At 67.9% G+C, this 12,744-nt stretch carries 11 protein-coding genes; 6 read left to right on the forward strand and 5 right to left on the reverse strand.

The annotated features are described in order from the left end of the window. Nucleotides 1-164: 164 nt before the first annotated feature. Together AB0M14_RS08105 and AB0M14_RS08110 are read left to right on the forward strand one after the other, a co-directional pair. A complete protein-coding gene (locus AB0M14_RS08105) occupies nucleotides 165-779 on the forward strand; it encodes a TetR family transcriptional regulator (protein WP_364990313.1) in 615 nt (204 codons plus the stop codon). A 149-nt stretch (nucleotides 780-928) separates the two neighbouring features. Beyond that, nucleotides 929-2,407: a serine hydrolase domain-containing protein gene (locus AB0M14_RS08110; RefSeq protein WP_364990316.1), complete on the forward strand. Its 1,479-nt coding sequence runs from the start codon at nucleotides 929-931 to the stop codon at nucleotides 2,405-2,407. 48 nt (nucleotides 2,408-2,455) lie between these two features. Here AB0M14_RS08110 and AB0M14_RS08115 read toward each other — a convergent pair whose 3' ends face one another. Further along, nucleotides 2,456-3,937: an MFS transporter gene (locus tag AB0M14_RS08115; protein ID WP_364990319.1), complete on the reverse strand. Its 1,482-nt coding sequence runs from the start codon at nucleotides 3,935-3,937 to the stop codon at nucleotides 2,456-2,458. Between the two features lie 108 nt (nucleotides 3,938-4,045). Between AB0M14_RS08115 and AB0M14_RS08120 the strand changes: the two genes are divergently transcribed. The 4 genes from AB0M14_RS08120 to cmrA all read left to right on the forward strand — a co-directional run bounded on the left by AB0M14_RS08120 (nucleotide 4,046) and on the right by cmrA (nucleotide 8,393). After that, nucleotides 4,046-4,630 (forward strand): PadR family transcriptional regulator, encoded by a 585-nt coding sequence (locus tag AB0M14_RS08120; protein ID WP_364990322.1) that lies wholly within the window; start codon nucleotides 4,046-4,048, stop codon nucleotides 4,628-4,630. Beyond that, nucleotides 4,627-6,657 carry an NADPH-dependent 2,4-dienoyl-CoA reductase gene (locus tag AB0M14_RS08125; RefSeq protein ID WP_364990325.1) on the forward strand — a complete coding sequence of 677 codons (2,031 nt, stop codon included), beginning with the start codon at nucleotides 4,627-4,629 and terminating at the stop codon, nucleotides 6,655-6,657. The genes AB0M14_RS08120 and AB0M14_RS08125 overlap by 4 nt, the downstream gene beginning before the upstream one ends. Nucleotides 6,658-6,737: 80 nt before the next feature. Next, a complete protein-coding gene (locus AB0M14_RS08130) occupies nucleotides 6,738-7,532 on the forward strand; it encodes a hypothetical protein (RefSeq protein WP_364990328.1) in 795 nt (264 codons plus the stop codon). Between the two features lie 66 nt (nucleotides 7,533-7,598). Beyond that, entirely contained in the window at nucleotides 7,599-8,393 is a 795-nt protein-coding gene (cmrA, locus tag AB0M14_RS08135) for a mycolate reductase (protein ID WP_364990330.1), read from the forward strand. Here cmrA and AB0M14_RS08140 read toward each other — a convergent pair. The 4 genes from AB0M14_RS08140 to AB0M14_RS08155 all read right to left on the reverse strand — a co-directional run bounded on the left by AB0M14_RS08140 (nucleotide 8,390) and on the right by AB0M14_RS08155 (nucleotide 12,733). Then, nucleotides 8,390-9,928: a polyamine aminopropyltransferase gene (locus tag AB0M14_RS08140; RefSeq protein ID WP_364990333.1), complete on the reverse strand. Its 1,539-nt coding sequence runs from the start codon at nucleotides 9,926-9,928 to the stop codon at nucleotides 8,390-8,392. The genes cmrA and AB0M14_RS08140 overlap by 4 nt on opposite strands. Then, nucleotides 9,929-10,360, reverse strand: coding sequence for a DUF350 domain-containing protein (locus tag AB0M14_RS08145; RefSeq protein ID WP_364990336.1), 432 nt, complete (start codon nucleotides 10,358-10,360; stop codon nucleotides 9,929-9,931). It lies immediately after the preceding gene. Nucleotides 10,361-10,384: 24 nt separating this feature from the next. Continuing rightward, nucleotides 10,385-10,918: a DUF4247 domain-containing protein gene (locus AB0M14_RS08150; RefSeq protein WP_364990339.1), complete on the reverse strand. Its 534-nt coding sequence runs from the start codon at nucleotides 10,916-10,918 to the stop codon at nucleotides 10,385-10,387. A 75-nt stretch (nucleotides 10,919-10,993) separates the two neighbouring features. Then, nucleotides 10,994-12,733 carry a helicase HerA-like domain-containing protein gene (locus AB0M14_RS08155; RefSeq protein ID WP_364990342.1) on the reverse strand — a complete coding sequence of 580 codons (1,740 nt, stop codon included), beginning with the start codon at nucleotides 12,731-12,733 and terminating at the stop codon, nucleotides 10,994-10,996. Nucleotides 12,734-12,744: the final 11 nt, after the last annotated feature.

Below are 12,744 nucleotides of genomic sequence, written 5' to 3' on the forward strand. Positions count from 1 at the left end.
CAAGCCTGCTTCGGGGCCACGGCGTGCGAGCCACAATTTCAGTGCACGCCTGTACACTCAACTAGTGTGACCGATGACCCCATGCAGGTGTCAACCGGCAGATTGTGTGACCCGAACAACATCCCCAGAAGGTGCGTATGGTGAACGGATGTATGCTCACCGAGATGAATGAGCAGGCAGCGACGCGGATCGAGCGCAAGGAACGGACTCGCCAGGCCCTGGTGGACGGCACCCTCGCGCTCGCCGCCGAACGTGGTTTCGCGGCCTTGAGCCTGCGCGAGATAGCCCGCTCGGCCGGCATCGTTCCCACTGCCTTCTACCGGCACTTCACCTCCCTGGATGACCTGGGCGCGACACTGGTCGACAGCGGCGTCACCGCGCTCCGGTTGGCCCTGCGCGAGGTCCGCCGCAGTCCGAATGCCGGTGTGGCTGGCTCGGTTCGCTTCGTGTTCGAACAGGTGGACCCCAAACGCGACCTGTTCGGCTTCCTCATCCGGGAACGCCACGGCGGCTCCGCCGCCCTGCGCCAGGCCATCAACACCGAGCTGCAACTGATCGTCCGCGAACTCGTCGCCGACCTCTCCCGCATTCCCGCGTTGGACGCGTGGTCGCCGCGAGATCTGGAGATCGCCGCCGACCTGATCGTCGGCATCGTCACCCACGGCATCGGCGCCTACATCACGGCCCCCGCCCGCGAGCAGAAGGCGATCGTCGATCGCACGATGCAGCAGATCCGCCTGGTGGCCCTGGGCATGGGCGTCTGGAAGCCGGAGCAGTAACCAACCCTCAGCGGTGAGCGTGCGCGGGCGCACGCTCACCGCTTTTCGACGCCCTCTTGCGCACAGTGTTCGCATGTGCGTACAGTGTTCATCACACGGGAACAGCGTTCGCAAAGGCGAACCGCAGCGGAGCCAGGGAAGGCAAGACCATGAGCAAGAACGTCAGCTGGGATCAGAACGGCAACTGGGAAGTCAAGGGCGACTGGGGGAATCAGAAGTCCGCGAATCCGCTGTCCCGGTTCGCCTCAGCGCACTGGCAGGACCGGCTGGACAAGTTGCGCGCGGCGCACCACGTTCCCGGCGCGGCCCTCGCGGTAATCATCGACGGCGAGGTCCACGAACTCGCCAGCGGCGTCCTGCACCGTGGCACCGGCGCGGCGGTCACCACCGACTCGGTGTTCCTCTGCGGCTCGATCGCCAAGGTCTACACCGCGACGATGATCATGCAGCTGGTCGACGAGGGCAAGCTGGACCTCGACGCCCCGGTGATCGACGTGCTCCCCGAGTTCGCGGTCCCGGATCCGGAAGCCACCAAGACCATCACCACCCGCCAATTGCTCTCGCACACCGCCGGATTGACCAACGACTTCAACTACGACTCCGGCCGCGGGGACGACTGCCTGGCCAAGTTTGTCGAAGCCGCCCGCGAAGTACCGCAGGACTGCCCCACGGGCACCACCTTCTCCTACGGCGGCGTCGGCTACGTGGTGATGGGCCGCATGATCGAGGTGCTCACCGGCCTGACCTGGGATCAAGCCGTCCTCGAGCGCCTGGCCCAGCCGCTGGGCCTGGAGCGCACGGTGACACTCCCCGAACAGGCCCTGAAGTTCCGGACCGCGATGAGCCATTTGGGTGAACCGGGAGTTGACCCGGATCCGGCTCCGGAGTGGGACCTGATGCCGCGCTCGGTGGCGCCGGCGGCCCGGATCATCTCCAGCGCGGGCGATATGGCGCGCTTCGCGCAGATGCACCTCGCCGGTGGACTCGCCGAGGACGGTACCCGCGTGCTGAGCGCCGATGCGACGGCAGCGATGCAGCGGCGCGAGGTCGACTGCCCCGACAAGTGGACCGTCAGCGGTGACGGCCAGGGCCTGGGCTGGGTGCTCAACAATTGGAACGGCGTCGGCGGCTTCGGGCACGACGGCGCGGCCATCGGGCAGTACGGCTATCTGCGCGTCATCCCGTCGGCGAAGATGGCGATCGTGCTGCTCACCAACGGCGGCGGCGCCCGGCAGCTCTACTCCGACCTGTTCCGGGAGTTGCTGGCCGAGCTGGCCGAGGTGACCATGCCCGCCCCGTTCGCGCCCCCGGCGAACCCGCCGGCGATCGACATCGCCCCGTATACCGGCACCTACAAGCGCGCCGGTGTGGTGGTCACCGTCAGCGCGCAGGACGGAAAGCCGCACATGCTTTACGAATTCGTCGACTCGATGGCCGGCATGTCTCCGCCGCTGAGCATCGACCTGACTCCGGTCAGCGTCGACGCCGCCACCGGGAACACCGTGTGGGCGGGAACGGGTGCGGGCCCGTCCTTCAGCGAGGGCTATATGCCGGTGATCTTCTCGGTGCTGGCCAACGGCGTCCCGTGCGTGATCGTCGGAACCCGCGCTACTCCCAAGACCGACTGACCGCCGGAAGTCGTTGCCCCGCCGCGGATCCGGCGGGGTTTCGGCGCGTCAGTCGATCGATCCGATCGAGCCGGACGAGTCGGCCGAGCCGTGCGACTCGATCGAGCCGGACGAGTCATTCGCGTCCATCGCGGCACCGAGGTCGATCGCGTCGACCGGTTCCCGGCCCGGCGGCGGGACCGCGAGCAACGCGGCCAGTCCTACGCCGAGCACCAGCAGCAGCCCGATGATCCCGACCCGTTCCGCACCGTCCCCGTCCCCGCCGAACACCGCGACGAAGACACCGAACAGCGTGGGAGCGAGGAAGGAAGCGGCCCGCCCGGTGGTCGTATAGAGCCCGAAGTACTGACCCTCGCGTCCCGGCGGCGCCAGCCGGGTCAGGAACGAACGGGCCGAAGCCTGGGCGGGGCCCACCGAAATGGTGAGCAGCAACCCGAAGATCCAGAACATCAACGGCCCGGAGACGAACAGCAGCACGGTGCCCCACACCAGCATCGACGCCAGCGACACCACGATCACGAGCTTCGGACCGAGCCGGTCGTCGAATCTGCCCGCCACGATCGCGCCAAGCGCCGCGACCACATTCGCGGCGATGCCGAACAGCAGCACACGGGCGTCGGTGAAGCCGTAGACCTGCACCGCGAGCACCGCGCCGAAGGTGAAGACACCGGCCAGGCCGTCCCGGAAGATGGCGCTGGCGATGAGGAAGCCGACCGTACGCCGGTCGACGATCCAGAGCCCGCGCAAATCGCGCCAGAGCAGCTTGTAGGACGCGAAGAATCCGGCGCGCGCGGCCCCGGGATCGGCCGCGGTGCGCGGCAATTCGGGCACGGCGAACAGCACCGGCAACGCGAACAACGCGAACCAGACCGCCGCGAGCACGGCTACCAGGCGAATGTTCAACCCGTCCGCGGTCGGCACACCGAACAGGCCGCGTTGCTCACCGTCTCCGGAGATGAAACCGAGATAGCAGGCCAGCAGCAGGAAGATGCCGCCGAAATAGCCCATGGCCCAGCCGAATCCGGAGACCCGGCCGACCGTCTCCGGCGTGGAGACCTGCCGCAGCATGGCGTTGTAGGGCACGTTGGACAACTCGAAGGCGGCCGAACCGATCGCCAGCAGCGCCAGGCCCAGCCACAGGTAGCGGTGGTCGTCCCGGACGAAGAACAGCGCGACCATGGCCAGGACGGTGATCCCGGTCAGCACGGCAAGGGAGAGTTTGCGTTTCGCGGACGCGTCGAACCACTGGCCGGCCACCGGCGCGGTCACCGCGACCACGAAACCCGAGATGCCGAGCGCGAAACCCAGCCAGGCCCCGGGCGAAATACTGCCCGGCAGATCCTCGCCGACCTCTTTTACCAGATACACCGAGAAGACGAAGGTCAGAATCACGGCGTGGAATGCGGAGGACCCCCAATCCCACAGCGCCCACGACACCACTTGCTTGCGCCCGGCGGCCTGACCAACCGCTGGCGACTGCTTGCCAGGTCGCTCGAACGGGTCAGGCGCCTCGGCGTTCACCTCCGTCATGGGCCGGAGCTTAATGGCGGAGCCGAGCGGATGGGGGTTGAAACCCGGCCCCCGGCACGCGTATGCACCTAGTTGCATAGTACCGGGTGTCACGGCTACCCTGTCGGCATGGCACTCGAGCATGCCCTGCTGGTATCGCTGACCGAGCGCGCCGGCTCCGGATATGAGCTGGCGCGCCGCTTCGACAAGTCCATCGGCTACTTCTGGAGCGCCACCCACCAGCAGATCTACCGTGTGCTCAAGCGCATGGAGGAGTCCGGCTGGGTGGACGGCGAGGCCGTGGCCCAGGACGGCAAGCCCGACAAGAAGGTCTACTCCGTCAACGAGGCCGGCCGTGCCGAACTGGCGCGCTGGATCGCCGAACCCTCCAGCACCGATCTGCCGCGCAGCGAGTTCGGCGTGAAGATCCGCGCCGCCGCGCACGGCGATATCGAGGCCCTGTGCACCGAGGTCGCTCGCCAGCGCGACCAGCACGCGCAGCGGCTCGAGGTGTACCGCCTGCTGGAGAAGAAAGACTTCCCCGCGCCGGAGCTGTTGTCCGGCACGCCCCTGCACCAGTACCTCGTCCTGCGCGGCGGCATCCGCGTCGAGGCGGGGTTCGTCGAATGGTGCGACGAGATATTGCAAGCCCTGCGTCCGCGCGCGTCAGCCCCGCGCGTGGCCAACGATGGAGAAAGTGGAGCTCACCCATGAGCACATACCCCCACCTGTTCGAGCCGCTGGATCTCGGCTTCACCACACTGCGCAACCGCGTGGTGATGGGCTCGATGCACACCGGCCTGGAAGACCGCGCCTGGGACACCAACCGCCTGGCCGCCTACTTCGCCGAACGCGCGCGCGGCGGCGTCGGCCTGATCATCACCGGCGGTTACGCGCCCAACCGCACCGGCTGGCTGCTGCCCTTCGGCGCGAAGCTGACCAACAAGACCGAGGCCTACCGGCACCGCGCCATCACCAAGGCGGTGCACGACGAGGGCGGCAAGATCGCCATCCAGATCCTGCACGCCGGCCGTTATTCCTATATGCCCGGCAGTGTTTCCGCCTCCTCGATCAAGGCGCCGATCAATCCGTTCCGGCCGCGCGCGCTCTCGGCCAAGGGCGTCGAGCAGACCATCGACGATTACGCCCGCTGCGCGAAGCTGGCCCAGTTCGCCGGGTACGACGGCTGCGAAATCATGGGCGGTGAAGGCTATTTCATCAACCAGTTCCTCGCGCCGCGCACCAACAAGCGCAAGGACAAGTGGGGCGGCTCGCCGGAGAACCGGCGCCGGCTCGCGGTGGAGATCGTGCGCCGCACCCGGGCCGCGGTCGGGCCGGACTTCATCATCGTGTTCCGCCTGTCCATGGCCGAGCTGGTGGAGAAGGGCCAGACCTTCGACGAGATCGTCGCGCTGGCAAAGGAACTCGAAGCCGCCGGGGCGAACATCCTGAACACCGATATCGGCTGGCACGAGGCCCGGGTGCCCACCATCGTCACCTCGGTGCCGCGGGCGGCGTTCGTCGAGTTCACCGCGAAGATCACCAAGCAGGTCGGCATTCCGGTGTGCGCGTCGAACCGCATCAACATGCCCGAGATCGCCGAGGAGATCCTGACGCGCGGTGACGCCCAGCTGATTTCGCTCGCGCGCCCGTTCCTCACCGATCCGGAATGGGTGAACAAGGCCCAGCAGAACCGGGTCGACGAGATCAACACCTGCATCGCCTGCAACCAGGCCTGCCTCGATCACGCCTTCCAGCACAAGACGGTCTCCTGCCTGCTCAACCCGCGCGCCGGTCACGAGACCGAGCTGAAGCTGCTGCCGACCCGCCGCGCCAAGCGGATGGCCGTCGTCGGCGCGGGCCCGGCCGGGCTCTCCGCGGCCGTCTCGCTCGCCGAAAGAGGCCATCACGTCGACCTTTTCGAGGCCGACGACAAGATCGGCGGCCAGTTCGACATCGCCCGCCGCATCCCCGGCAAGGAAGAGTTCAACGAGTCCATCCGGTACTACACCCGGATGCTCGAAGTGCACGGCGTCACCGTGCACCTGAACAAGCGGGTCACCGCCGAGGAACTGATCGCCGGCCGGTACGACGAGGTCATCCTCGCCACCGGGGTGAAGCCGCGGATCCCCAACATCCCCGGCATCGATCACCCGATGGTGCTGTCCTACGCCGAACTGGTGCGCGACGGCAAGCCGGTCGGCAAGCGCGTCGCGGTCATCGGCGCCGGCGGCATCGGCTACGACGTCAGCGAATTCCTCACTGTCGAAGGCCATCCCACGCTCAAGCTCGACGAGTGGAAGGAGGAGTGGGGCGTCGACGCCGACGACGAGCAGGCCCCCGGCCAGCTCGCCACGCCCAAGCCCTCCCCCGCCGCCCGCGAAGTCGTGCTGCTGCAACGCAAGACCTCCGCCTTCGGCAAGGATCTCGGCAAGACCTCCGGCTGGGTGCACCGCGCCGCCCTCAAGGCCAAGGGCGTCGACCATGTCGGCGGCGTCAACTACGAGCGCATCGACGACCACGGCCTGCACGTCAGCTTCGGCGAGAAACGCGAACGCCCCCAGCTGATCCCGGTCGACAACGTCATCATCTGCGCCGGCCAGGAATCCGTCCGCGATCTCGAAGAACCGCTGCGCGGCGCCGGCGTCAACCTGCACCTCATCGGCGGCGCCGAACTCGCCGCCGAACTGGACGCCAAGCGCGCCATCGACCAGGGCACCCGCCTGGCCGCCAAGCTCTGACCGAGTCGGATGTGCCGCATCCCGATGCGGCACATCCGATTACGATCACTGCGGTAGTCGTGGTATCGAGGGGGAGCACCATGTACGGCAATCAGCAGCAGCCCCATCCGGGCAACCCCTATCCCCCGCCCGGCGGCTACGGCCCCCAAACCCCCTACCCCCAGGGCGGTTACCCGCCGCCGTACGGCCCGCCGCCGTCGAAGCACGGGCCGCTGCTCATCGCCGGGATCGTCATCCTGGTATTCGCCCTGGTTCTCGCCGCCGCGTGGATTCTGCTGCGGCCGGGATCGGATGACCCGCAAGCGAATTCACCCGCCGCGACACCGGCCGAACCGACGCCCGAACCGACGCGGGGAACCTACGTCTTCGTCGCGGTCGACGACCCCTGCGCCCTGCTCGACCCAACCACCATGGCCCCGTGGAGCCCCCGGCTCGACAAGCAACCACGCGCCCTGTCCGACAAACCCACCTACCTGGGCGGCGGCTACCTCCGCTGCGACGCCGACTACGTCGCCGCGACCACCAACCCCGGGATCGTCCTCGGCGGCCCGTCCCTGCAACTCCGCGTCGACTTCGCGACCGAAACCACCACCAGCACCACCCTCTGCGAGAAGAGCATCGCCGGCAACCTCGCCCCGCCCTCCGCCAAGGTCCAGCGGGGACCGATCCCCGGCCTCGGCGAAGCAGCCTCTTTCATCCATGAAATCCAGTTCGAAACCCCCCACGTCGAGAACTACGACCTCTACGTCCGAGACGACAACGTCTGCCTAACCCTCCGAGCCCACCTCACCTCCAACGCCCCGATCGACCGCAACTTCGTGCAGTCGACCTTCGAGCGCCAGGCCCGCGCCGCCCTGAACAAGCTCCGCAAGTAGCTGCTCACCGGTCCAGCGTATGGGCGGGCCGGACCGGCCGCGCTACACCGCACTAGGCTCCCCATCGTGAGCTTGCCTTCTCCTACTTCCGAGAATCGCGCCGTCGTCACCGGCGCTTCCTCCGGCATCGGCATGGCGCTGGCCGCCGAACTGGCCGCGCGCGGGTATTCGCTGATCCTGGTCGCGCGGCGGGGTGAGCTGCTGACCGGGTTGGCCGAGCGGCTGACGCTGGCGCATGGGATCACCGCCGAGGTGCGGGCGGTGGATCTGTCCGATCGGGAGGCGCGGCAACCGCTGGTGCGGGAACTGGCCGAGCGGGATATCGCGATTCTGGTCAACAACGCCGGAGTGGCCACGTTCGGGCCGCTGGCGAAGCTGGATCTGGACTATGAGCGCGCCATCATGGAATTGAACGCGGTGGCGGTGCAGGACCTGTCGCTGGCGGTGCTGCCGAACATGGTGGCGCGGCGCAGCGGCGGCATCCTGGTCACCGGGTCGGCGGCGGGCAATATGCCGATCCCGAACAACGCGACCTACGCCGCGTCCAAGGCCTTCACCAACACCTGGGCGGAGTCGCTGCGCGGGGAGATGAAGGAGCACGGCGTGCACGTCACGCTGCTGGCGCCGGGTCCGGTGCGCACCGACAATCCGGATCAGGACGAGGTAAGCACCAAGATTCCGGAATTCATCTGGGTCACCGCCGAACACACCGCCAAGATCACCATCGACGCGCTCGCCAAGAACAAGATGCGCGTCGTCCCCGGCCTGATCAGCAAGGGGATGAGCCTGGCGGGCCAGTACGGTCCGCGCGCCCTCACCTCGGTGGTCGCCGGCGCGGCCTACAAGAAGCTCGGCGGCTAGCGGGTCGACCATTCCTGGCGGTTGTAGTCCAAGATGACCGGATGCAGCAGGCTGGAGACGGCGTCTCCGGTGCTGCGCCGGTCCGGCGGGAAGACCGTCGCGGCCGCCAGGGTCGCGTCGTCGAGGGACCGCGTGCGACTCTCGCGCGGCAAGTGCAGTCGCGGCGGAGCGTCGCGGGTGGCCAGCACGAACCCCCAGTCGCCGAAGCTGGGAATGTTCAGGTGGTACGGCTGGGTCTGAAGCCCCGCGGCGCGCACGGTGGCCTCGATACACCAGAAGGAGTTCGGCGCGTAGAACGGCGACCCGGATTGGATCACCGCCGCGCCGCCGGGTTCCAGTGCCCGAGTGAGCAATCCGTAGAACTCACGCGAATACAGTTTGGCGATCGAGGTCTGATCGGGGTCTGGAAAGTCCACGACGATCGCGTCGAAACGGCAACCGCAGTCCCGCAACCAGCCGAAGGCATCGGCGTTGACCACGGTGACGCGGGGATCGTCGAAGGCGGCGCGGTTGAGGTCGGTGAGCGCCGGGAAGGTGCGCGCCAGCCGCACCACGGCCGGATCCAGCTCGACCAGCGTCACCCGCTCGACATCGGGATAGGTGAGGATCTCGCGCAGCGCCAGCCCGTCACCGCCGCCCAGGACGAGCACGTGCCCGCGCCGTTGCGCCAGCGCCGGATGCACCAGCGCCTCGTGATAGCGGTACTCGTCGACCGAGGAGAACTGCAGATCGCCGTTGAGGAACAACCGGGTGTCCAGCTCGCGCAGCGGCGACGCCGACTGGGTGACCACGATCTTCTGATACCGCGACTGTTCGCTGTACACAATCGGATTGGCGAACAGCGCCTGCTCGGCGGTGGCCTCGAAACGGTCGGCGTACAGATAACTCCCGCCCAGCGCGACGCTGACCAGCACCGCCGCCACGGTCAGAAACCCGCGAGCGAGCGCCCCCAGCTCCCGCCGGAACAGGGTGAACACCAAGACGAGTCCGGCCACGGCGTTCACCGCGCCGACCACCAGCGCCCCCCGCACCTGACCGAACGCCGGCAACAGCAGGAACGGAAAAGCCAAGCCGCCCAGCAACGCTCCGATGTAGTCGGCCGCGAACAGATCCGCCACCGCGGACCCGGCGGCCTGCTGCCGAATCCGCTGCAACAACACCATCAGCAGCGGAATCTCCGCCCCCACCAGCAGCCCGATCACGAAGGCCACCACCACCAGCGCACCGGTGTAGATCTTCAGCCAGGCGAAGGCCGAGTACAACACGATCACCGAAAACCCGCCCACCGCGGCCAAAGCCAGTTCGATGGCGGCGAAAGCCGGTGCCGCCCAACGCTGCAACGGCTTCGCGATCAGCGCACCCACGCCCATCGCGAAGATCATCACGCTGAGCACGATCGACGCCTGCACCGCGGTGTCGCCGATGAGGAAACTGCCGAGCGTCACCAGCGCCAGCTCGTAGACCAATCCACAAGCCGCGCAGATGAATACCGTGAGCAGCAGCCCGAGCCGGGCCGCGCGCCGGGTCAGCGACATCTAGGACAGGCCCGCGGCGACGACCAGCGCCACCGCGATGTGCAGCGCCGCCGACACCCACACCGCCGGATTCCGCCCCGCGCTGTCGTCGACGAGCAACTCACCCAGCTTCCCGGGCGTCAGCAGATCCAGCAGCACGAACGCGATCGCCATCACGGCCAGGCCGATCAGCCCGTACACGACGCTGGCGGCCAGCGCGCGGCCGATGCTGCCGTCGGAGGTCCAGATCGCCATGGCCACAATGATTCCCACGCCGAGCACATTCGAGGCGGCGAGCAACGCCGCGTTCGGATTGCGATCCACCCAGATCTGGTGCCGCAGATTACCCGGGGTGATCACGTCTACCAGCACGAATCCCAGTGCTATCAGCGCGATTCCGATGGCACTGTAGGCCAGCGCCGCACCGCCGTCGCGGACCAGATCGGCGACCATGTACTTCTCCTAGCTGTTGTACTGCTACTTGCCAGAGTTGTTGCCGCCGTTGGAACTGGAGGCGGTAGAGGATGAGGGCCAGTTCGAATCCGCCAGGCCACTGCGGTGACGCCGATACCCGTTGTCGTAGGAATCGAGATCGATCTTCGTGCTGCCGGCGGCAGCGCTCACCACGACCAGCCACTGGTCGTAGCGCAGGTACACGGTGTTGTCCCGGCCGCGATGCGTCGCAACCGGTTTCACGGCCTTGGAGACCGCCCGCTCCACCTGGTCCACCGTCTTGCCGGTGGTGTACACCTTGCCGCCGAGCCGATCGTCGAGCTGGGCCGCACGCTGATAGTGCTTGGCGATATAGGGCCCCGGCTCGGTGGGGTTGAGCGCGTTGACCAATCCGATCGCCCCGCCGCCCAGCACCAGCAGCGCCACGAGCGCACCGGCGATCCCACCCCACATGACGCCCAGCCGGCCCCGGCGCTTACTCCGGATCGCCAGCCACACCGCGACGACGAACCCGATGACCGCGAGCGCGAGCACCGCAATCCATAGACCTGCAGACAAGATCCACCTCCCAGCGCAGCATCATAACGGGATCAATGCCGCAAATCGCCCACGCGGGAGGTGGATCGGTGTGCGCTAGCGCCGGCGAGTGCCGAAAATACTGCGGCTGATCTCGCGACCGGCCGCCGTCGCCGCCGAGCGCAGGAAGCTCTTCACCGCGGGATTCTTCATGATTCGCTCGGCCGCGCTGTCGTCCTCGGCCTGACGCGAGCGGCCCGACGGCGCGGGCGCCTGCGGTGCGTCCTGAATCGCCGCCTCCATTTTCCGGGCCAGGATCTCCGAGGCGGATTCGCGGTCGATGGTCTGGCCGTACTTGGCATACAGCGAGCTGGACAGGGCGCGGGAGCGGATGCCGTCCTCGCCGATGGTGTCCATCAGCGAGCGCGGCGGCTGAATCCTGGTCCACGCCACCGGCGTCGGCGCGCCCTTCTCCGACAGGACCGTCACGATCGCCTCGCCGGTGCCCAGGGAGGTGAGCGCCTTCTCCAGGTCGTACGCGCCGGTCTTGGGATAGGTGCGGACAGTCTTCGACAGCGCTTTCTGATCGTCCGGGGTGAACGCGCGCAGGGCGTGCTGGATACGCGCGCCCAGCTGCGAGAGCACCGAATTCGGGATGTCCGTGGGCAACTGGGTGCAGAAGAACACCCCGACGCCCTTCGAACGGATCAGCTTCACCGTCTGCTGCACCTGATCCAGGAAGGCTTTCGAGGCGTCGGCGAAGAGCAGGTGCGCCTCGTCGAAGATGAAGACGAGCTTCGGCTTGTCGACATCGCCGACCTCGGGCATCGTCTGGAACAGGTCGGCCAGCACCCACATCAGGAACGTGGAGAACATCACCGGGCGGGCCGCCTGCGCGCCAAGTTCGAACAGGGTGATCACACCCTGACCGCCGGTGGTCCGGACCAGATCCGCCGGATCCAGCTCCGGCTCACCGAAGAAGGTGTCGCCGCCCTCGCTCTCGAGGTTCACCAGCGCCCGCAGGATCACCCCCGCCGTCTGCGCCGACACCCCGCCGATGCCCTTCAGATCCTCCTTGCCCTCGGGACTCGTCAGGTGCGTGATGACCGCGCGCAGATCCTTCAGATCCAGCAGCGCGAGTCCCTGCTGATCGGCCCAGTGGAAGATCAGCCCGAGCGTGGACTCCTGAGTGTCGTTGAGCCCCAGCACCTTACTGAGCAGCACCGGCCCGAATGCGGTGATGGTGGCCCGAATCGGCACCCCGACGCCGCCGGTGCCCAGTGACACGAACTCGGTCGGGAACCCGCCCGGCGACCAGTCCTTGGCGCCGGTCTCTGCAGCCCGCGAGGCCAGCTTCTCGTTCGGCTCCCCCGGCACCGTCAGCCCGGACAGGTCGCCCTTGATGTCGGCCATCACCACCGGCACACCAGCCCGCGACAACTGCTCGGCGATCCCCTGCAACGTCTTCGTTTTACCGGTGCCGGTGGCGCCCGCGACCAGACCGTGCCGGTTCAGCGTGCGTAACGGAATCCGTACCAGCGCGGTCGGATCCACGTTGCCATCGATCACCACCGTGCCCAGCTCGAGCGCTGCCCCCTCGAAGGCGTAGCCGGCGGCGATCTCCTGTGCTTGCGGCGCTCCGGCGGCAGCCACCTCCGACGTCACAGCCTGCTGCTCGGCCACTGCCGACGCCTTCGCCGCCGTCTCCTCCGCGCGGGCCGTCGTGGTTGCCGCGGTCTGCTGCTCGCCCAATTCGCGCTCGGCCGCCTCGGCGGCGGCTTGCGCCTCGGCCGCGACCCGCGCGGCTTCCTCGGCGGCCGCCCGCGCCGCCGCGGCCTTCTCCTGGGGGCTGGTCATCGCACGTCCTC

Source organism: Nocardia sp. NPDC051832 (assembly GCF_040681285.1).
GTDB lineage: Bacteria > Actinomycetota > Actinomycetes > Mycobacteriales > Mycobacteriaceae > Nocardia.

Excerpts from the sequence above, each read along its gene's own strand:
- AB0M14_RS08105 (WP_364990313.1), top strand. The coding sequence starts at position 165 with ATGAATGAGCAGGCAGCGACGCGGATCGAGCGCAAGGAACGGACTCGC.
- AB0M14_RS08110 (WP_364990316.1), top strand. The coding sequence starts at position 929 with ATGAGCAAGAACGTCAGCTGGGATCAGAACGGCAACTGGGAAGTCAAG.
- AB0M14_RS08115 (WP_364990319.1), bottom strand. The coding sequence starts at position 3,937 with ATGACGGAGGTGAACGCCGAGGCGCCTGACCCGTTCGAGCGACCTGGC.
- AB0M14_RS08120 (WP_364990322.1), top strand. The coding sequence starts at position 4,046 with ATGGCACTCGAGCATGCCCTGCTGGTATCGCTGACCGAGCGCGCCGGC.
- AB0M14_RS08125 (WP_364990325.1), top strand. The coding sequence starts at position 4,627 with ATGAGCACATACCCCCACCTGTTCGAGCCGCTGGATCTCGGCTTCACC.
- AB0M14_RS08130 (WP_364990328.1), top strand. The coding sequence starts at position 6,738 with ATGTACGGCAATCAGCAGCAGCCCCATCCGGGCAACCCCTATCCCCCG.
- AB0M14_RS08140 (WP_364990333.1), bottom strand. The coding sequence starts at position 9,928 with ATGTCGCTGACCCGGCGCGCGGCCCGGCTCGGGCTGCTGCTCACGGTA.
- AB0M14_RS08145 (WP_364990336.1), bottom strand. The coding sequence starts at position 10,360 with ATGGTCGCCGATCTGGTCCGCGACGGCGGTGCGGCGCTGGCCTACAGT.
- AB0M14_RS08155 (WP_364990342.1), bottom strand. The coding sequence starts at position 12,733 with ATGACCAGCCCCCAGGAGAAGGCCGCGGCGGCGCGGGCGGCCGCCGAG.